Below are 20063 nucleotides of genomic sequence, written 5' to 3'. Positions count from 1 at the left end.
CGGTAGTTAGTCAACCTTCTTTGGCAGACTTGATTAAGTCGCTCAGTATAAACATGCATGTATTGAATTCACCTTGTTATTATACCGCTTTATTGCTTAATAGGCTTTAATCACATAAAAGATATAGAGCACATATGTTACATATAACTTATATTTGGGTGTATATAGCATAAATGTGTTATGTATAATTGTTGTGTGTAATTTGAAAAAAAACAGAATATGTTTAGATATATCATCAGAAGAAATGGTAAATATGGATTCATTAATGAAAACGGAGAAGAAGTAATTAAACCTGTATTTGAAAGGGTTTCTGAATTTAATGAAGGTCTTGCTTGGGCAGTAATTGAAAAAAATGAAAAGTGGTTTTCAGGATTTATAAATGAAAACGGAGAATGGCAAATTGAACCTACTTTTTCTGGTTATGGCTGGTCTATGTCTGAAACAAGTCTTTTTTCTGAAGGACTGGCTCCTATTCAATCTGACAACAAAAAAATGATGTATATCAATAGGCTTGGAGACCCTGTAACCGATCCTATTTACGATCAAGCATTTCATTTTTCGGAAAACCGAGCACTTGTATCTATAAATGGGTTATTTGGCTTTATAGATGAGCTAGGCAATCAAGTTATAAATTGTCAATATGGCATAAATCAAGCTTTTGAATATAATAGTAGGTTTTCAGAAGGACTCGCAATGGTTCGTTTTAATATTGGTGACGACGGACTTGAGAGTGAAAATAATTATGGATACATAAACAAAAGTGGAGAGGTTGTTTTTGAACCTGAAAATTATTATGGGAACGCATTTTCAGAAGGATTTGCAATGGTAAAAGACGGTTTCGATTATTATTTTATCAATTTGGAAGGAGAAATTCCATTTGAAAAAACATCCCAAGTAGCAACGATGTTTTCAGAAGGGCTAGCGAATATTTATGATAATGAAACTGAAAGTTATGGTTTTATAAACACAAGCGGTGAATGGAGTATTGAACCAAAATTTAAAGAAAGTTTGAGGTTTTCGGATGGTTTAGCTTGCGTGAAAAGACTTGGCATGAAAACCAAAGGATTCATAGACAAAAAAGGACAAATAGTAATTTCTGAAAAGTTTAAAACAGCTTTGCCTTTTAAAAATGGGCTTGCCTATGTTGAACAGGGAAAACAAAAGGGATATATCAATAAGTTGGGTGAATTTATATGGCAATCAAAATAATGCTATTCTTAACGATTAAAAAACCTAGTAACAACGTAGCACCAAGTAAGATGCTACGCGTGTTATACTAAACGTTAGCCCACTTTTTGACTGTAGAACAACTTGAAGTAACCAATCGCAAAACTCAAATTGTTGTATTAAGCACCTATACTATGATGGAAATAAAGAAGATTATTGATAACGGAGAATTGAATAACCTGAAAGAAAAAGTAAACAATGGCTTTGACCTTACACTGCTTCTTGAAGATGATTCAACAATCCTTCATTATGCTGCAAACCAAGGGCAAGATGATATTATTAGTTATCTTCGTGATCATGGCTTAGATATCGAAGCAGAATCCAAATAACAAGTTCGACCTTTGCAAATGGCTGTTGACGCAGAACGTATTTCTACAGTCAAACTACTACTTCATAGAGGTGCCAATATTTACGCACCATCACAAAATAATTATCAGGTTATTCACACCTCTTGTTTTTATAATCAACCTGAAATTCTACAATACCTAATTACTCATGGAGCAGATGTCAATGCAAAGTTTGAAGGCGGAGGAAGTGCTTTAAATATTGCTATAGAGTATGGACATCTCCAACTGGTAGAACTACTCATTGCAAATGGAGCCGATGTAAACAATACTGATGAGACTTTATTCACACCTCTTTTTTATGCTGCAAAATACAATCAAGGAGAATTTTTTAAATTACTCATCAATCATGGAGCAGATACAACCCACCTACTCTCCGATGGGATGAGTCTCCTAATGTACTGTGTTAAAAAAGGTAGCGACAATTGCGTAAAGTCACTTATTGAGACTGGTTATGACTACCGACAAGAAGTTAATAGTGAGAGTCCTTTACATATTGCAGCCATTGAAGGCTATGGATATGTGCTTGAAATGACCGCCAAGGCCGGAGTAGATATTAATTTTAAAGACAGCAAGGGAAAAACAATGCTTGACTATTGCTTTGAGCATGACAATTCCTTTGCGGAAAAACACTTATAAAACAAGGTGCTACACTGTCTAATGAACAGCATATAGCTGCGGTAAAATTTGGTCACTATGAATCATTAGTTGAAGTAGCTAACAATCAACCCGACACGATATTTAATGATGGTAGCTCTCTTCTACACCTCCTTGTTGACGAAGGAGAGAATGAGCTGATTGAAACAGTGCTTCAAAAGTCAACAAAAACAATAAATATTCAGAATAAAAAAGGAGATACCGCGCTTCATATTGCCACCTATGCTTACGATCAAACACCAATTAAGCTACTCATTGAAGCTGGTGCAGACTTATACCTACTTAATAAAGTGGGTGAAAATGTTCTTAATACAATCAACCCCGATATGAGCTGCGAAAGCGTTTTGTACTTCAAGGATGCAACAAAGCTCTTTTTTCAAAAAAGCCAATATTATGAAACGCCAATAGAAGCAGTCCTTCGAAAAGGATATTTTAAATCTATGCCCGCATTTATTCAAATTTATTACGAAATGGGTGACGATACAATTTATAAATACGGCTTTACAGCACTTCAAATGGCCGCGGCATTGGGTATTGGTAATGCCATGGAAGTACTCACCAAATCTGGTAACCTACATGTTATAAATGAAAATGGAGAAAACCTACTCGCGTTTGCCATAAAACTAGAGCCGTACAATAAAGAATTTAGTTATACCCAACGTCTTCTTGATGCAGGGCTTAATCCAAACACACCAAATAAAGAAGGAAACACGCTTCTTCAAATTTGTGCAAAAGAAGGAAAGTCATGGGCAATTGATGTACTTCTGAAGGATGGTGCTAATGCAGATATTCTTGATAAAAGAGGAAGAACTGCGCTTCATTACGCCGCTGAATCTGGGTTTCATAATTTAGTACCTAGCCTCCTAAAATATGGTGCAACTCCCAGCATAAAAGACAACGAAGGTGTTACACCCAAAGAATTAGGAGAAGCTTATTCTGATGAAATTGCGGAAATGTTCAGCAATTACTAGCTTACTGTATTAGTATGAATCATGCTATTTAAGAAACAAAGTAAATTTTCTAAGACATAACAGAGCCTGTTTCTTGATAAGGTGAGCACATTTTAATTTGTATTTATTCGTATAAAAAGTAAATGTGGGCTAACTTCAGAAGTACGGCACTAAAAAATAATTAAAAATCTAATAATTTATTAATTTGCCCACCTCTAATTTCCTCAAAAAGAAGTCGGTATCTGCCACTATTAAAGAAAAACACAAATAAATAGAGTAGGGCTTACGGGTTTCCCATAAACCATGTTTTGTAAAATGGTATATATTAGCAATTGGATATCCCGCTTATTTTAGGTTTATGAGTATATTTATAGCTTATTTAACGAGTTGCCTGCAATATGAAGCGAAATTTCTAATAAAGAATGGAAACAAAAAAAATATTTATAGTACTTGGAATAATAGTGCTTATTGCTATTGGTTACTTTTATTGCTATGTTAAAGCATCAGGTTCAATGTATAGTGTTGCTAACAAACTTGATGAAAGTCCTTTTTATATGACTACTCAACCAATAATTGTTAAAAATATATCACTACCTATAGGAACAAAAATTATATATGAAAAACAATACTTTTGGGAAAAATATGAGCAGAAAAAATTACTCGATGAGAAAGATATTTTTGAGATTTCTTTTAAAGAAGTAATATACTGGGGAGGGGTACCAATCTCTAAAATTCTTCAATTTTATAATCCAAAAATGATAGGCTTTTCTGTTTATCCCGATTTCGATAAATTAAATAAAGAAACTCAATTTTCTAACCTATGGCAAAGTTGTAATAGTGACCTAAGTATCAATGTAAAAGACATAAATGATTGGTCTTTTAATAAAAAAAATATTTTGGATATTGAAGGCTGTGGAAGTTATCAAAGACATTTTAGCGAAGATATAAAGCAACAAAGATTTTTAGATAATTTTTATGATGAATTGATAAAAATAAGAGATTAAAGATTGAAAAACTTACATAAAAAATACTGACAGGCAACAATTTACAGGATGCTTAGCTTGTTATACCAAACGTTATAATGTCTAAAAAAAACAATGATTAAACAAATAATAATTTTAACAGTGTTACTTCAAATAGCATCATTAAGTTACGGGCAAAAAAACAATGAAATAATGAAGATTGAAAACATTGAACTTTTTCAAAAAGATATTAAATACCCTTATCAGGCATCAGAAGAAAGAAAAACGACTATTCTAAATAACATGAACACCCTAGAAAAAGGTATGACTAAGGGTCAGGTAATAGAATTAATGACTTTGCCTGATGATGCAAATTTGACGTACAATTTTAAGAAAACTAAGTCTGATAATGTTATTGGGTTTTCATTAGCTTATATACTGCGAAAAAATATAGAATCAGGTAGTGTTCTTGAAAAAAACGAAAAACTTTTACGAATTCACTTTGATAATTATGATAAAATTATTTGGTCTTATGCAATTGATATCGATGAATTTATAGCCATTGAAAAAGAATAAAACATCATGTAACAATGGCCATAATTAATACGAATTTTGGTATTAAAATGAGCTAAAAACCACATAAACAGTGTTGACACCTTAGAATAGACACTTCTAAAATATTATATTTGTGTGTGTATAAAACGTTGGCTGTAATGAAAAAATGAGACACTAAAAAAACATTCAAAGAACAAAAATAGTACTCATGAATAAAAGCGAAAATGAAATTCTTGAATATTTATCAAAACAAGGACTTTGGAAAAACTTATTTTTAAAAAAATTTTACATCATACAAAGAATATTTTTCTTCCTTCCAATCGTTTTCTTTTTTCTGCCAATTTGGGGAACATACTCTCTTTTTTATAATAATTCATGGCTTATATTCATTTCGACTAGTACATTGATGCTATTTTCAATATGGTTATTTTTCAAGCTGAAATCCTATTATGAAAAAAAGGTTTTTGAAAAATATTATAAAACAACTTATTGTAATAAAATCTCAGATTTACATTCGGAAAGAGCTGTCTATAATTAATTGCTAGTTTTGGGTTGCTAAATTAGTTGCTTAAACACGATACTAAATATTTACAAAACCGTTAGGCATAATTAAAATGAAATATAGATTCATAGTCGCTATACTCTTAATTTTAACATCTTGCTCAAATAAAATGGGAATAAAAAAAATAGAATATAATAATCAGCTTAAAAAGAATAACATTACAGACATTCCATTTAATAACATTTTATTACAAGGGATTCCTGAACCTTATTTTCAAGATTATTCTCATCATAAAAGTGAAACTGCCAGAAGCCATAAATCTTATGATACAATGGGATTTAGGGACGTGTTGCTGTCTCAATTAAGTGAGACATTACAGAGTCAGGTTTTAAAATTAATTTTAATAACACCTAAAGAAGGTAAATTATCATATGATGGGTATGCTTATTTATCCAACAAACATATTGTAGCTATGCACTTTGAGGATTCAGGACATTTTAAGCAATGGATGGATATTATTTTCAAACGACAATTCGAAAAACTCAAGGAATATAAGGAAAATGGTCAATTCGATAGTCAACCAGAGCTTAATCCTAATCCACAATTTATGCTTATTTTAGAAAAAGGACAATTTTCACAAAAATGGGTAAATTCAGGAATGATGATAGATGAACGTCCATATGAAAATACAGGAATTTATTTACACAAAAATGCTCCAAAGCAATATAATGAAACAAAAATTTCGAAAGAAAAGCAGAACTATTTAAAAAAACATATCGACACTAACTCTGAAAATATAGATTCGGTTCAATTGCAGAAACTGTTTAATGAATTTATTAATACAAAGCACTTCAAACCAAACCCACCAAGAGATAATGAGAAGATTTATGATGAATTTGAGTCTTTAGCAAATTATAAATTTCCCAAAGCATTAAAAATAGTACTAGATACACACAATGGGATTGAAAATACAGGTTTTTTATCTGCTGAAGAAATACTAAATGAGTGGAAAAACTGGAATGCTATTTTTAATGATCCCAATTGGATGCTCACTGATTTAACAGGTAACAACCTTCCTGACGGAAAAAAAACCATAGGAATTTATACTAATCCCTATTGGATTCCTTTTTGGAGTACAGGTGGCGGAAACTTTATCGCTGTAGATTATTTACCTGGGAGTAAAGGGAATTCTGGACAAATTATAGCTTTTGGAGCAGATGAAACTAAAATTCGATTTATTGCTAAAAATATGGAAGATTTCCTAGAGCAACTTATTGAAGGAAAAGATGTTTTAAATAATGGTTTTGAAAAATAACTATGCCATACATCTTATAAAATTAATTGCTAGTTTTTACCTACTTACAAAAGTCCAAACGGACTTTATTAGTTGGTGTTAATTTACTAAATTTAGTGATTAAACCACGTAAATAATCTTACTTAAACATGTTGAATGTCATTTCAGAACACAACAAAAATCATTTTTATACGCTAAATAAATATGAATATATTCTCTTATCATCTTGTCAAAATACCATTTACAATGGCGATAAAAGGATTATTCTCTAACCCAATTGATAAGAAAACAAAAGGTCTAATTCATTCTGAATTTATGACAGCAATGACATTAGGTGCTCCAATCCTATCACCCTCTAGATTTCTTATAAAACAAGTTGCAATTTTTGCACAATGGGAAAATGAAGACGCTCTTGAACAGTACTTGAAAAATGAAAAATTCGGTAAAATTTTAATTAAGGGTTGGCACGTTCGATTAGTATTTATAAGGGAATGGGGAAAAATACGTGGATATAAAATCCCTGAACAGAAAGCAAGATTAGAAAACGAATCGTCTCCTGTTGTTGCTATTACAATTGCAAGAATGAAACCTTTTGCTATTCCAAGATTTTTACGCTGGGGAAGACCCGTTGAAAAATTGGTTAGAGACCATTCCGGTACCATACTTTCTTTAGCATCAATTAGATTTCCAAATACTGTATCTACCTTTTCTATATGGAAAACAGAGAAAGAAATGACTAATATGGTTCACGGGCACAGTGATATGCCAAAACCAAAAAGACATTCAAATGCAATGCAGGAAAGAGAACGAAAAAATTTCCATTTTGAGTTCACGACCTTGCGTTTTAAACCTATTTCTGAATTTGGATTTTGGAGAGGACAAGAAAACTTCATTCCAAACCTCAAAAAGAACTAACCTAAGTTAATGGGAATCGCACCTTTAAAACAAAAGTTTCAAGATTGGATAACTCAACAATGGGTCATACTCTTCGGTAAAAAAATTATTCCTAATGAAAACGAGTGGTTATTAGGCCCTTTTGGTAAAACTAACGGAATTGGCTTAAAATTCATAACACAGTTAGCAAAAAACGAACAATTAATAATAGATAAAAAACAAGTTGATAAAGGCTTATTACAGTCTATTAACCAATTAAACTTACCTGAAAAAGAACTTAACAAATTATCTAAAAATGTAATTGACTTTTACGAAAACACAAGTAATTATGATTTTGACTTAAAAGTAAAATGGAATCCACTATTTAAAATGTTTGGAGTTTTATTAAAAAAACTATTTAGCAATCGTATTGAACAGCTAAATATTCCAATGAATAATAGTAAAGAATCTACAGCTTTAAACAGTGAAATAATTTATTTAATAAACCAAAAAACAAAAGAAGTTAAACGAACAATATGGCTAAGGACTTTCAAAAAATCTGAGCAAGTTGTGTATTCAGGAATTTATGAAACTTGTACAATTCCAAATGGCCAAAATTGTATAAAAGCTATTTTTCCTTTACCAAACGGAAGCGCAACAGTTATATTAAATCCCATTGTAGGTAAAAATGGTGAACTTATTTTAAACTCGTCTGGAAGAAAAATTGGAGATAGTGGGTTTTACTTTTTATTAAAAGATTCTAAAGGAAACTTATGGACTAAATTTATTAAGTCATTTAAAGACAAACTAGTTGTTAGTTCTGAAAATGAAAAAATAACAGCAATCCAAACTTTAACATTATGGAATTTAAGGGTACTACAGTTTAAGTATAACATTATAAAAACAACTACCATCAACTAGAAAAAAGGCATTCCAATCCTAAAACTCTCACAGAACCGTCCGTAAAAATCTCGATTCATACGGCTCTTGTTATACAGTCGATAATCTCTAAACATATTTAGCCCAGTTTGTATCCCAATTACTAAAGACAAAACACATTTAGATATGCTTTTGTGATAAATCGAGACCATTTAACAGCTTTGATTTTACTGCCTTTGAAACTTTAGAAAACATAGCACACGCGAAAGAAGCTACAGAAAACGCAATTAATTTATACAACGAAATAAGATTACATATATCTTTAGAATTCAGAACAGCAAGTATGAAATGTCTACCCATCCGGCAAATAGGTAAATTAACAGCGTAAAATCAATTTTAACCTCTTGCCATATTTCAAGACAAATCAATTATTAAATCAATAGCGTCCTAAACGATTAATCTCATTTTTAAAAAAGATTGACCGGTGCTGACTTTATTGAATTACTTGCGCTGAGGGAGGTACTTTTTCTACATAAGTTGAATTTTGTTTTTTTGGTTGGCCTATCGAAAATTTATCGTAAAATTTGAAGAGAAAGTATCGCGAAATTTAAAGCTGTTTGAGCTAAACGTATGTTTCTATATTGTTGATTTTTAGTAGCGAGTTCTTTAAATTTAGATACTGAACGAAAAATTTAGATAAAAGTTCGTAAACCTAGATTTTTTTGGCTTGGTTTATCCAGAGCGTAGTCGAAGGATCTTTTTATCAATGAAAAAAATGAACATATAATATTATTTAGGACACGATTATTATTAAATACTTTCTATATGCTATTGAGGAAATAATAGTTGTGACTATTCCTAGTTTAGACTTTTTAGAAGATTTATTACTTATTTATAAAGAACACCAAATTTTTAAATTTAGTGTTTTGATAATATAAAGATAAATTTAAAAATTTTGCACAAGTATAATCCGATAAATTAGCGTCTATTTACACGCTACGCTTTATGGGCAGGACGTTAGACATTAGCTAATATAAATAACACGTATTTATATTAAATGAAAAATAGTATAAAATCAATTATCAAATAGATCATTCCAATAATTGTTGGTATTCTAATGGCGTTGTAGATCAACAATTGGAATGAGAACCGAAAAGATAGAAATTACATTAACCAAATTTCTGCCTCTATTAACAAAGAGTTAACTGAAACGACTAAAGACATTATTGATAAAATAAAACTTCAAAAAACGCTTGTTGACTCTATTGAATTTTATAAAAAGATGACAAAATTTCGATTTTTGATGTCGTAATGAAAGTCAACGAAATGTATATTCCTACAATCAAAATAAATTCTTGGAAAGCTATTTCTAATTCAAAAATTGAATTAATGGAATATGATAAAGTATCTACTTTGGCAAATATTGAAGAGCACAAGTAATTATTAAAAACGAAAAGTCAAAATTTAATGAACTTCGTTTTCCCAAACACTAAAGAAACTGGAATTGATAAAAAAGAACTATTAAAATTAATGATTTTAGATATTATTAGTACAGAAATAGCCATTAAAAATCAAATTGAGGAAATTATAAAAAAGTAAATGTATTGCTTAGAAAGAAGTAATACATTACAATTTATTAAGAAATAGAGGTTCGGATATAATTAACAGATTACAACTTATGAAGATAATCCTCTAAAACAGTTTTAAAACTATCCGGTGTTGTTTTATGTATACAAATTACGGTGCTATTATTAAATTGCATAAAATTATTAATTTCTTCACAAAAATCAATTGTAAAAGTTTCCAAATCCAGTAGCTCTTTTTCTAATGCTAAATGATTAATGTGTAAAACTGCTGTTGTTTTTTCTGCTTTACAATCCATTCGAGCTACCAATTTACCAGTCCACAAAATGGGTAAAGAAAAGTAGCCATACTTACGTTTTTCCATGGGAACGTAACACTCAATTTGATAATCAAAATCAAACAACATCTGCATACGTTTGCGTTGAATCAGCAAATTATCAAAAGGAGAAAGTATTTTTAACTGACTACTAAGCAAAGGGATATTCAATAAACACTCAAACTCTGGCAAGGCAAAATAAGATTGATTATTCACCTCTATTATAACCAATTCACCATTTAAATGCATATCTTTTAATCCATTAGACACCAATACTTTTGTCTTTTTAAGTAAATAAGTTATTTCTGTTGCTTGTCCGATACCATTTGCTCTCAAGTAACTTTTTATCAAAAAACGAATGTACTCCTCTTGTGTTGGTTTATTTATGTCAATGCCTTTTGGTAAAACCCGTTCTGTTAAGTCATACACTTTATGGAAGTTTTTTCGAGACGAAATCATTAATTCTCCTTGCATAAATAAGTTTACCAATGCCTGTTTGGCTGGTTTGCTTCCCCACGCTCCTATTTTTTCTGTTTGAACAAAATCTTTAGCCATTAATGGACCTTCGGTTTCAATACGTTTCAATACAGTTTTCATCAAGGCATCGTCACGTTCAAACCAATGCTTTTGTTCTCCCTTTGAAATAGCATCTTTACGAGGAAGCGTGTACTTAAAATCTTGCATTGGCAGGTAAGCAGCTGCATGCGACCAATATTCAAACACCTTTTTCTGTGCGACCAATTCATCAAGGTGGTTGTTTTGGTATTGCTGGTTCCTATTCCATAACGTATGATGGTGTGCCCGTTGAACAGTAGAAATAGTATCGATTTGAATATAACCAAGATGTTCAATGGTTGATAAGGTTTTATCTAAGGCACTTCCTTTTTCATTTGAAGTTAAAATATTTTGAGACTGTAACACCAGCTTTTGTGCTTCTTGAATAGAAAGAGATTTTGACATTTAAATTAATTAAATTTTAGAATTACAAACTGCTTTTAGAATACGGCCTAAATGTTCCGGAGAAATTCTAATATAAAAAGCGACTTACTGTAAAATAATTTGGTTATTTTTTCTGTTCCTTAAACAAGTGCAAATCTGCGGGTACAACCTTTTAAAAAAATGTTGGATTTATTACACATATCACCTTTTTTTTAAAATAAGTAGTCTCCCTTATTATATTCAACTAACTCAAAACTCAAAAGAAATAAATTTGCATCAGTAATATTCATTTCCTATAATTCTATACTATTTTCTGTAGACCTATATTTTGCTAATTTACTTAAAATCATGAAACGATTACGATCTTTTATTTCTATAAAAATTGATTGACAATACCAGTTGACTAGTCACTTAGTAGATAGCGATTAATTAAACCGAAGTTTGCGTATTATTAATGCTATGCGATTATACTACTTCGGGCCAAGCGCACGAAGCCAAAACGTTAACTGTAATACGAGTAAAAGATTCTGAACGAATAAAAAAACGTACTGAATTAAGTACTGAATAAACAACTATTTTTAGAAACCAACTATCCTCGAAGACAATCTATAGCGGTATTTACCAGGAATGACAGTTTAATTAGCAAACCCCGAGTAATTCTTTTCTAATGAAAAAAAACAGACAAGATAAAAACGTTATCCCTCTCAGTGCTGAGATGAAAAACAACTTAATTTCTTACTAAAATTCTTCTGTAACGATCTTTATAAGCTCATGCTGATTTTACTATGCAAAAAACGCAACAATAAATACAACTATTGTATACAATGATATCAGATTACAATTATCTTTAGTTTATAAAACACCTAATATAATAGATCAATTATAAGCGTAAAAACCAGTCTTAACCTGTAGCTTAATTTATGCAAAACAGGATAAAAAAATCGATATAATAAAGACAAATACAATTCAGGATGATAATATTAAACATATTTGAGACCACCTTACCATTGACAAATCCAGTGTCGAAATTCCTTTTGATACTTGTAATAATTTTGTTCGCACCGATAATTCTGAACAAAATAAAAATCCCTCATCTTCTCGGACTAATTATAGCGGGTGCAGTAATTGGACCTAATGGATTGAATTTAATGGAAAGGGACAGTAGTATTATCCTTTCGGGAACAGCAGGACTTTTATACATTATGTTCCTTGCTGGTTTAGAAATTGACTTAGCAGATTTTAAGCGAAATAGTAAAAAAAGTTTAGTTTTTGGCTTATATACATTCATTATTCCAATGATTTTAGGAACATTGGCAGGTCTATATGTTTTAAAATTTTCATTACCAACGTCTGTTTTATTAGCAAGTATGTTTGCTTCTCATACATTAATCGCATATCCTTTAATCAGTAAAATGGGTGTTGCAAAAAACAAAGCTGTTAATATCACAGTAGGCGGAACAATGATTACGGATACTTTAGCCCTCTTGGTTCTTGCCGTAATTGTAGGAATGACCACGGGACAGGTTAACACTGAATTTTGGATTAGGTTAACGGTGTCTATTCTTGTATTTGGTTTAATTGTAATGTTACTTTTTCCAATTATCGGCAGGTGGTTTTTCAAACGGTTTGAAGACAATGTCTCACAGTACATTTTTGTTTTAGTGATGGTATTTCTTGGTGCTGTTCTCGCAGAAATGGCAGGGATCGAAGCCATTATTGGAGCGTTCTTATCAGGTTTAGCACTTAACCGATTAATTCCTCACACTTCACCTTTAATGAATAGAATTGAATTTGTTGGAAATGCTATTTTTATTCCTTTCTTTCTCATTGGCGTAGGAATGCTAATTGATTATCGTGTATTTTTTCAAGATTTTGAAACATTAAAGGTTGCATCGGTTATGATAATTGTGGCCACTACCGCTAAATTCCTTGCTGCTTGGATAACCCAAAAAACGTATAACTTTTCAGTTGATGAACGCAGATTAATCTTTGGGTTAAGTAACGCACAAGCAGCCGCAACTTTAGCAGCCGTTTTAGTTGGTTACAACATTATTATTGGAGAGACAGAAACTGGAGAGCCAATCCGACTATTAAGTGAAAGCATCTTGAACGGAACAATTTTAATGATACTTTTTACTTGCACAATTGCCTCCTTTGTGGCTCAAAAAGGAGCAACAAATATTGCGCTCTTGGAAGGCGCAGACACATCTTCTGACGACGAAGAAAATCAAGAGAAAATCTTAATTCCGATAAGTAATATTGAGACCACAGACGAACTTATAAATTTGGGAATTACTATTAAATCGAATAAAAACAAAGATGGATTATATGCTTTAAGTATTGTAGATAATAATACTATGGACGGTTCGGCAGACAAACAAGCTAAAAAAATTTTAAGTAGAGCAACTGTAACAGCCTCGGCAACAGACAATGTATTACACGAACTATTTCGCTACGACTTGAATATTGTTAACGGCATTACCAGTGTTGCCAAAGAACATAAAATCACAGATTTAATATTAGGTCTGCATATAAACAAAGGGATTTCTGAATCTTTCTTAGGCAATCTAACAGAAGGTATTTTAACAAAATGCAACATAACAACATTAATATACAAACCTGCCCAACCTTTTGGGACCATTAAAAGGCATATTATTATTGTTCCAGAGCATGCAGAAAAAGAAATAGGCTTCCCTTTTTGGCTTATAAAGGTTTGGAACATTGCAAGAAACTCAGGGGCTAAACTTGTTTTTTATGCGACTCCAGAAACACTAAAATTCATACAGGACATTCAATCTAATCACCCCATAGAGTGTCAGTTTAAACATTTTAATAATTGGGACGATTTTTTAATTCTTACTAGAAACTTTCACAGAGACGATAATTTAATAATCGTTTTAAGCCGAAAAGATAAACCGTCCTACAACAATAATATGGCAAAAATACCTGCGTATCTAAACACCTATTTTAAAGACACTAGTTACATTTTAATTTATCCAATGCAATCAGGCGTAACAGACACTTCAAAAATTGACTTAAAAAGCGCAACTTTTATTGAGCCGCTTGAAACACTTGACGAAATTGGAAAAACGATTGCTAAAATATTCAGACGAAAATAAGACCTATAACAACACCGTAAATGGGTGCATTTAGATTATAAAACACCTAATATGGTCTACTTATAAAAGCGTAAAATTAATTTTTAATTCAGTACAATTGTAATCCCCATAAGTATAAACGCAAAACCACTCAATCTATTTAACCATACATTAAAATTTGGATTACTATTTATTTTTTCAGTAAAATTACTAGCAAAGTACGTGAGTCCGATATACCAAACCGTACCTAATAATGCAAAAGTTAATCCTAACAAAATAAAAGGAATAGGATTTTCAATGTGTGTCGGATTAATAAACTGAGGAAAAAAGGCCAGAAAGAATAATGCAACTTTCGGGTTTAATATGTTTGTAAAAAATCCAGACCAAAAATCGCTTTTGCCTTTTTTAGCTGTATTAGGTTCTGCAATAACAGCGAGTACTGCATTGCTGTTTTTAAGTTTAGAAACACCTATATACATCAAGTAAAAAAAACCGACATATTTTAATATAATTAAAGCCATTGCCGACTTAGAAAGTAATACCGTTAAACCCAATGCTGCAAAAAAAGTATGCGCTAAAACACCAGTATTTATACCTAAAGACGCATAAACTCCAGATTTCCGACCTTGACCTATAGATTTGTTTAACACGAATACTGTGTCAATTCCAGGCGTCATAACAAACACTAATGCCGTTAATATAAACGTTATAAAATTTTGTATACCCATTAGGTTTCTGTACTTAATTATTACATAAAACAAAGCACAAATGAACGATTACGTTATCTTATAAAAAATACTTATTTTTGATCTATTAATGCAAAAAACGCATTACAGATGACTATTCAACAAATAAAATATTTTTTAGCACTTTCTAAAGAACTTCATTTTTGGAAAACTGCAGAGCAGGTCTTTATATCACAATCGGCTTTAAGCAGACAAATACAAGCGCTTGAAAATGAAATGGACGTCACCCTTTTTGAACGTGATAAGAGAAACGTAAAACTAACCGATGCTGGTAAATTTCTCCAAACCCATTGGACAAGCATAATTAACGATTTAGACCAGGTTCATAAACAGGCTAAGAAAATTGATGAGGGCACATCGGGTTTTGTTTCTATTAGTTATCCTGGATCGATTGCGTTTAAATTTCTACCCAACTTTTTAGAAACACTAAATACAAACTTGCCAGATTTGAAGTTAGAATTGATTGAACCTACAGATGAGGATCATGAAAATTTGCTACTCAATTATAAAACAGATATCGCGTTTAGCAGAGACCAAATACAACATATACATATTGATTCGCTAAAATTACATTCAGAACCTATTTGTGTAGTCGTTCCCAAAAATCATTGGTTAAACAAAGCATCTTTAGACAACCTCAACGAACTAAAGAACGAAAAATTCATTATCGCGGGCTTACACCAAACTACCTTCTTTGCATCGCTTTTAAGACACTTTTTCGACAAAATCAACTTTCAACCAAAAACCATAATAGAATCCGATTTTGGTGGCATGATTTTAAATTTAGTATCTAAAGGTATTGGGATTTCCATACTCCCCTATTCGTATAAATATGCCATGTGTGAGAATATCAGATTCATAGAATTAGATGAAAACATCGATTTATTTATAAATTGGCGTAAAAAGGATCCCAATAAAACCATCAAAAAAATAGTTGAATTTACTAAAGCGATCACCCAGTAATATTTGTCAATTTCGCTACAAAAAACAGTTATAATATATCTGTTCTATTGCTTTAAAATGTGATTTCGTATTGGAATGCATTCAACTTAAAAAAAAATGGAATCCCTATTTGGAATACCATTAAGTAATTTCGTAATTATCGATATTATATAAAAAGTGTAACTTACAAGTATGAAAATAAGCACTATGACATCTCGAGTTTCTCTGTCAATTTCAATGGTACTTGCCGTTCTTCTATTTGGTTCTTGTTCGGATACGAATAAAGAATTTGCGACACTAATTATTTACGGAGGAACGATATATACGGTAGACTCCACACAAACCACCGTAGAAGCTGTAGCTACAAAAAACAATAAAATTCTTTTTGCGGGAAATCTTGCAAAAGCTGAAACCTATAATAACGAGCATACAAAACGTATTGATTTAAAAGGCAAGACCATGACACCTGGTTTAATTGAAGGTCACGGTCATTTTATGGGATTAGGCTATACGGAACTGAGTCTCGACCTTATGAATACAAATAGCTATCAAGATATAATTGATGCAGTGGCCGAGCGTGTTAAAACGGCGAAACCTGGGGAGTGGATTGTAGGGAGAGGATGGCACCAAAGTAAATGGGACAGTATGCCTTCCGACCTTGTAAAAGGGTTTCAAACACACCATAGACTTAGTGAAGTTTCTCCCGACAACCCTGTGTATTTAAGTCATGCCAGCGGACATGCAGGTTTTGCCAATGCGAAAGCCATGAAAACGGCAGGTTTACAAACATTAAATATGGAAGGTGTTAAAACATTTGAAATAGAAGGTGGCGAAGTTATTATAGATCAATCTGGCAGACCAACAGGAATTTTTAATGAGGTCGCGCAGACATTTATTACAAAACACATCCCTAAAAACACCCCTGAAAAAAATATTCAGGCCTTTAATTTGGCTATTGAAGCCTGCCATACAAACGGTATTACCAGTTTTCATGATGCTGGAATTGGCAGAGAAACCATTGCACTTTATAATCAAATGAAATCGGAGGATAATATGGGCATTAGAATGTATGCCATGATTACCGGTTGGGACGAAGAATTGCTTAATGAATGGTATTTAAAAGGGCCAGATATAGATACAGATCATCTGTTTACTATACGTTCCATAAAATTAAATTGCGATGGTGCTTTAGGTTCACGTGGCGCTTGGCTTTTAGAACCTTACTCCGATCAACCAGGCCACTTTGGACATGAGACACTACCGATGGAATTTGTCAAAAAAACGGCCTCCAACGGACTTCAAAACGGCTTTCAAATCTGTGCGCATGCCATAGGTGATCGTGCTAATAGAGAAATTCTAGATCGTTATGAAGCCACATTCATAGAAAATTCGATGGTAGGTAGCGATCATAGATTTCGTATCGAGCATGCGCAACACTTACACCCAGACGACATTCCTCGCTTTGCAGAATTAAGTGTAATCCCAGCCATGCAAGCTGTACATATGTCTTCGGACAGACCATGGGCAATCGACCGTTTAGGGGAAAAACGAATAAAAGAAGGTGCCTATATGTGGCAAGCATTGTTGCAAAGTGGTGTCCCAATTATTAATGGAACAGATGTGCCTGTTGAACCTATTAATCCTATAGCTAGCTTTTATGCTAGCGTTAGCAGAAAAACACTTCAAGGCACGCCAGAAGGCGGCTATGAACCCGAGCAAAAAATGACCAGAGCACAAGCTTTAAAATCGTATACATTAGATGCCGCTTATGGTGCTTTTGAAGAAGATATTAAAGGATCTATAAGCGTAGGTAAACTAGCCGATTTCACGATTTACAATCAAGACTTAATGACGGTTCCTGAAGCAGACATTTTAAATACCACTGTAGTAATGACTATTTTTGACGGTAAAATAGTGTATGAGCTGAATGAATAAATTTAATATTTATAAACTCATTTATATCCCCATTCCAAGTTTAGAGATGAATTACTATGCATTTAGAATTCACTAAAGACACAAGTTCAATATCCATCTGATTATTGGGTTTACCCATACCCTATCCTAAGCTTAGTCTAATGACTGTTCCATGTTTTTTTATCGGTATTTACTGTTGTTCCAATCACAATAAAATCTTATCATTTTAATTAAAAAAAATGACACGAAGTATAACTAAGCGTTCGTACAGCTGGTACGCACTCCAGAAATAAACTTACTTATTTTAGACTTAAACCCTAGTTTTAAAGAACAAATATTTATTGTGGACTCTAAAAATTCATATCATTAAAGAAAGACACTCCATTGGCTCTTTTTACTAAAAAACAAAATACTTTTACCAAGATTATATATAAAAAAAATGCTAATTTTAGCTTGATTAATGGGAGTTACTCGTTTGCAAGCTTCAGATTTTCCAAAAGAAAATCATCGCACCCAAACCCGTACTTTCAATATGAACACATTAGAGATAATTAGAATAAAAAAGTAACTTCTACTATTATTAAAATGAAGTAACACCAAAACAATATGAATATGAATTTAGCCGTATTAATAGACGGAGACAATATACCATCTGCCGACGTTAAGGAAATGATGGAAGAAATAGCAAAGTATGGTAATCCAACAATTAAAAGGATTTACGGAGATTGGACAAGTCCGCATTTATCTAAATGGAAAAACTTATTGCTACAAAATGCAATTACTCCAATTCAGCAATACGCATATACTTCTGGTAAAAACGCTACAGATTCGGCGATGATTATCGATGCTATGGATATTTTATACAGTGAAAAAGTAAGTGGATTTTGTCTTGTATCAAGTGATAGCGATTTCACAAAATTAGCGACTAGATTAAGAGAAGCTGGGATGCAAGTGATTGGAATTGGTGAGAAAAAAACACCAAATCCCTTTATAGTAGCCTGCGATAAATTTATTTATATCGAAATTATTAGAAAGCAAACTGAAAAGAAAGAAAACGTGAGTCATAAAGACAACGTTAAAGACAGTATTGATAAAGTGACTCCAAAAGTTACCAAACTAATCTCTACTACTATTTCAGATTTATCAGACGAAGATGGTTGGGCTTTTCTAGGAGATGTTGGAAGCTTGCTTCAAAAAAAACAACCAAATTTTGATTCAAGAAATTATGGGTTTGAAAAATTAACGCCTTTAATTAAATCTATTGGTGAGTTCGAAATTGAACAAAGAGAAAACCAAAAGAGTAAACACAAATTAATTTTTGTTAAGAATAAATAGTAGCCTATTTAATTAATTACTGAACCTTCTATTGCTCACAAAAATAATTTTGTATTTGCTATTATTGTTCTGTGCCCTAGTACTTTTTAATTTTTAGTAACTCAATCAGAGCAAATTACACATAAAACCCTTAACTTTAATAATGTATATCCATAAATACAATCAAAGGTTATGACAAAATTTATGATATTACTCATCTGTGCTTTTTTATCCTTTACGGTTAAAGCACAAAGTCCTATTGGTGCTTGGGAAAGCATGTCGACTTCTGAGAATGGAGACGCAATAAGAATAGTTGTTATTTTTACTGATGGCTACCAAGTTTTAAGTAAATATAATGCAACCACCGGAAAATTTATTCAGTCTAACGGTGGTACATGGACATTAGAAGGAGATACAATGACAGAAAAGATAGAGTTTAACACCGATGATCCCGAACAGGTTGGCACCGAGGTTAGTTTTCAAGTAGATATTACCGATACGTCTATTCAAATTATTGGATACGACATGACATTAAATAGAATAGATAATGGAAAGCCCGGTGCCTTGCAAGGTGCATGGTTAATGTCTGGCAGAATAAAAAATGGTGAAACACAATTACGTGATACAAGTAGTCCAAGAAAAACAATGAAAATTTTGTCGGGAACTCAATTTCAATGGATTGCTTACAATACAGAGACAAAAGAATTTATGGGCACTGGAGGAGGTACTTACACAACCAAAAATGGTGAATACTCTGAGAATATCGAATTCTTTTCGAAAGACGATTCTAAAGTCGGACTTAGCTTAAATTTTAATTACGAATTGATTGATAACAATTGGCACCACTCAGGTTTGTCGAGTAAAGGCGATCCAATTAATGAAATATGGAGCTTAAGAGATTAATTTTATAATTAAAGCATAAATATAAATTCAGAACCGTCTAAATGACTCACTTATTAGCTGTTCT

At 32.1% G+C, this 20063-nt stretch carries 19 protein-coding genes; 17 read left to right on the top strand and 2 right to left on the bottom strand.

Annotated features, from left to right (window positions below; translation table 11 throughout):
* The first annotated feature begins 219 nt into the window (after positions 1 to 219).
* The 12 genes from R6X41_RS18045 to R6X41_RS17990 all read left to right on the top strand — a co-directional run bounded on the left by R6X41_RS18045 (position 220) and on the right by R6X41_RS17990 (position 9842).
* Positions 220 to 1209 carry a WG repeat-containing protein gene (locus tag R6X41_RS18045; RefSeq protein ID WP_318501754.1) on the top strand — a complete coding sequence of 330 codons (990 nt, stop codon included), beginning with the start codon at positions 220 to 222 and terminating at the stop codon, positions 1207 to 1209.
* A gap of 86 nt (positions 1210 to 1295) precedes the next feature.
* The gene (locus R6X41_RS18040) at positions 1296 to 1556 is read left to right on the top strand and encodes a hypothetical protein (protein ID WP_318501753.1); all 261 of its coding nucleotides are present in this window, start codon (positions 1296 to 1298) and stop codon (positions 1554 to 1556) included.
* Between the two features lie 18 nt (positions 1557 to 1574).
* Positions 1575 to 2210, top strand: a complete 636-nt coding sequence (locus R6X41_RS18035; RefSeq protein ID WP_318501752.1) for an ankyrin repeat domain-containing protein — start codon at positions 1575 to 1577, stop codon at positions 2208 to 2210.
* A complete protein-coding gene (locus R6X41_RS18030) occupies positions 2207 to 3199 on the top strand; it encodes an ankyrin repeat domain-containing protein (RefSeq protein ID WP_318501762.1) in 993 nt (330 codons plus the stop codon). The genes R6X41_RS18035 and R6X41_RS18030 overlap by 4 nt, the downstream gene beginning before the upstream one ends.
* A 401-nt stretch (positions 3200 to 3600) precedes the next feature.
* Positions 3601 to 4182 carry a hypothetical protein gene (locus R6X41_RS18025; RefSeq protein WP_318501751.1) on the top strand — a complete coding sequence of 194 codons (582 nt, stop codon included), beginning with the start codon at positions 3601 to 3603 and terminating at the stop codon, positions 4180 to 4182.
* A 93-nt stretch (positions 4183 to 4275) separates the two neighbouring features.
* On the top strand, positions 4276 to 4716 hold the full coding sequence (locus R6X41_RS18020; RefSeq protein WP_318501750.1) for a hypothetical protein: 441 nt from the start codon (positions 4276 to 4278) through the stop codon (positions 4714 to 4716).
* 187 nt (positions 4717 to 4903) lie between these two features.
* Entirely contained in the window at positions 4904 to 5233 is a 330-nt protein-coding gene (locus R6X41_RS18015) for a hypothetical protein (RefSeq protein WP_318501749.1), read from the top strand.
* Positions 5234 to 5366: 133 nt separating this feature from the next.
* Positions 5367 to 6512, top strand: a complete 1146-nt coding sequence (locus R6X41_RS18010; protein ID WP_318501748.1) for an SMI1/KNR4 family protein — start codon at positions 5367 to 5369, stop codon at positions 6510 to 6512.
* A gap of 183 nt (positions 6513 to 6695) precedes the next feature.
* Complete coding sequence (locus R6X41_RS18005) at positions 6696 to 7406, top strand: hypothetical protein (protein WP_318501747.1); 711 nt, start codon at positions 6696 to 6698, stop codon at positions 7404 to 7406.
* Between the two features lie 9 nt (positions 7407 to 7415).
* Positions 7416 to 8285 carry a hypothetical protein gene (locus tag R6X41_RS18000; RefSeq protein ID WP_318501746.1) on the top strand — a complete coding sequence of 290 codons (870 nt, stop codon included), beginning with the start codon at positions 7416 to 7418 and terminating at the stop codon, positions 8283 to 8285.
* Between the two features lie 1269 nt (positions 8286 to 9554).
* Positions 9555 to 9683: a hypothetical protein gene (locus R6X41_RS17995; protein ID WP_318501745.1), complete on the top strand. Its 129-nt coding sequence runs from the start codon at positions 9555 to 9557 to the stop codon at positions 9681 to 9683.
* 27 nt (positions 9684 to 9710) lie between these two features.
* Positions 9711 to 9842 (top strand): hypothetical protein, encoded by a 132-nt coding sequence (locus tag R6X41_RS17990; protein WP_318501744.1) that lies wholly within the window; start codon positions 9711 to 9713, stop codon positions 9840 to 9842.
* 70 nt (positions 9843 to 9912) lie between these two features.
* Here the strand turns inward: R6X41_RS17990 and R6X41_RS17985 are convergent, their stop codons facing one another.
* Positions 9913 to 11103, bottom strand: a complete 1191-nt coding sequence (locus R6X41_RS17985; RefSeq protein ID WP_318501743.1) for a winged helix-turn-helix domain-containing protein — start codon at positions 11101 to 11103, stop codon at positions 9913 to 9915.
* Positions 11104 to 12134: 1031 nt separating this feature from the next.
* On the opposite strand from R6X41_RS17985, the gene R6X41_RS17980 reads away from it, so the two are divergent.
* Entirely contained in the window at positions 12135 to 14201 is a 2067-nt protein-coding gene (locus tag R6X41_RS17980) for a cation:proton antiporter domain-containing protein (protein WP_412176281.1), read from the top strand.
* Between the two features lie 83 nt (positions 14202 to 14284).
* Here R6X41_RS17980 and R6X41_RS17975 read toward each other — a convergent pair whose 3' ends face one another.
* Positions 14285 to 14908, bottom strand: coding sequence for a LysE family translocator (locus tag R6X41_RS17975; RefSeq protein ID WP_318501741.1), 624 nt, complete (start codon positions 14906 to 14908; stop codon positions 14285 to 14287).
* A 108-nt stretch (positions 14909 to 15016) separates the two neighbouring features.
* Between R6X41_RS17975 and R6X41_RS17970 the strand changes: the two genes are divergently transcribed.
* The 4 genes from R6X41_RS17970 to R6X41_RS17955 all read left to right on the top strand — a co-directional run bounded on the left by R6X41_RS17970 (position 15017) and on the right by R6X41_RS17955 (position 19999).
* On the top strand, positions 15017 to 15889 hold the full coding sequence (locus R6X41_RS17970; protein ID WP_318501740.1) for a LysR substrate-binding domain-containing protein: 873 nt from the start codon (positions 15017 to 15019) through the stop codon (positions 15887 to 15889).
* A gap of 171 nt (positions 15890 to 16060) precedes the next feature.
* Entirely contained in the window at positions 16061 to 17803 is a 1743-nt protein-coding gene (locus tag R6X41_RS17965) for an amidohydrolase (protein ID WP_318501739.1), read from the top strand.
* A 585-nt stretch (positions 17804 to 18388) separates the two neighbouring features.
* A complete protein-coding gene (locus tag R6X41_RS17960) occupies positions 18389 to 19117 on the top strand; it encodes an NYN domain-containing protein (RefSeq protein ID WP_318501738.1) in 729 nt (242 codons plus the stop codon).
* Between the two features lie 183 nt (positions 19118 to 19300).
* On the top strand, positions 19301 to 19999 hold the full coding sequence (locus tag R6X41_RS17955) for a DUF4488 domain-containing protein (protein ID WP_318501737.1): 699 nt from the start codon (positions 19301 to 19303) through the stop codon (positions 19997 to 19999).
* Positions 20000 to 20063 lie beyond the last annotated feature (64 nt).

It is taken from the genome of Formosa sejongensis, from assembly GCF_033447105.1.
Lineage (GTDB): Bacteria > Bacteroidota > Bacteroidia > Flavobacteriales > Flavobacteriaceae > Formosa.
The sequence above is the reverse complement of the archived record's forward strand: the minus strand, read 5'-3'. Positions and strand labels throughout refer to the sequence as shown.

Coding starts and splice junctions, on each gene's coding strand:
- R6X41_RS17990 (WP_318501744.1), top strand. CDS start 9,711: ATGAACTTCGTTTTCCCAAACACTAAAGAAACTGGAATTGATAAAAAA.
- R6X41_RS18000 (WP_318501746.1), top strand. CDS start 7,416: ATGGGAATCGCACCTTTAAAACAAAAGTTTCAAGATTGGATAACTCAA.
- R6X41_RS17995 (WP_318501745.1), top strand. CDS start 9,555: ATGAAAGTCAACGAAATGTATATTCCTACAATCAAAATAAATTCTTGG.
- R6X41_RS18015 (WP_318501749.1), top strand. CDS start 4,904: ATGAATAAAAGCGAAAATGAAATTCTTGAATATTTATCAAAACAAGGA.
- R6X41_RS18020 (WP_318501750.1), top strand. CDS start 4,276: ATGATTAAACAAATAATAATTTTAACAGTGTTACTTCAAATAGCATCA.
- R6X41_RS18005 (WP_318501747.1), top strand. CDS start 6,696: ATGAATATATTCTCTTATCATCTTGTCAAAATACCATTTACAATGGCG.
- R6X41_RS18035 (WP_318501752.1), top strand. CDS start 1,575: ATGGCTGTTGACGCAGAACGTATTTCTACAGTCAAACTACTACTTCAT.
- R6X41_RS18045 (WP_318501754.1), top strand. CDS start 220: ATGTTTAGATATATCATCAGAAGAAATGGTAAATATGGATTCATTAAT.
- R6X41_RS17970 (WP_318501740.1), top strand. CDS start 15,017: ATGACTATTCAACAAATAAAATATTTTTTAGCACTTTCTAAAGAACTT.
- R6X41_RS17975 (WP_318501741.1), bottom strand. CDS start 14,908: ATGGGTATACAAAATTTTATAACGTTTATATTAACGGCATTAGTGTTT.
- R6X41_RS18010 (WP_318501748.1), top strand. CDS start 5,367: ATGGGAATAAAAAAAATAGAATATAATAATCAGCTTAAAAAGAATAAC.
- R6X41_RS18025 (WP_318501751.1), top strand. CDS start 3,601: ATGGAAACAAAAAAAATATTTATAGTACTTGGAATAATAGTGCTTATT.
- R6X41_RS17985 (WP_318501743.1), bottom strand. CDS start 11,103: ATGTCAAAATCTCTTTCTATTCAAGAAGCACAAAAGCTGGTGTTACAG.
- R6X41_RS17955 (WP_318501737.1), top strand. CDS start 19,301: ATGATATTACTCATCTGTGCTTTTTTATCCTTTACGGTTAAAGCACAA.
- R6X41_RS17960 (WP_318501738.1), top strand. CDS start 18,389: ATGAATATGAATTTAGCCGTATTAATAGACGGAGACAATATACCATCT.
- R6X41_RS17965 (WP_318501739.1), top strand. CDS start 16,061: ATGAAAATAAGCACTATGACATCTCGAGTTTCTCTGTCAATTTCAATG.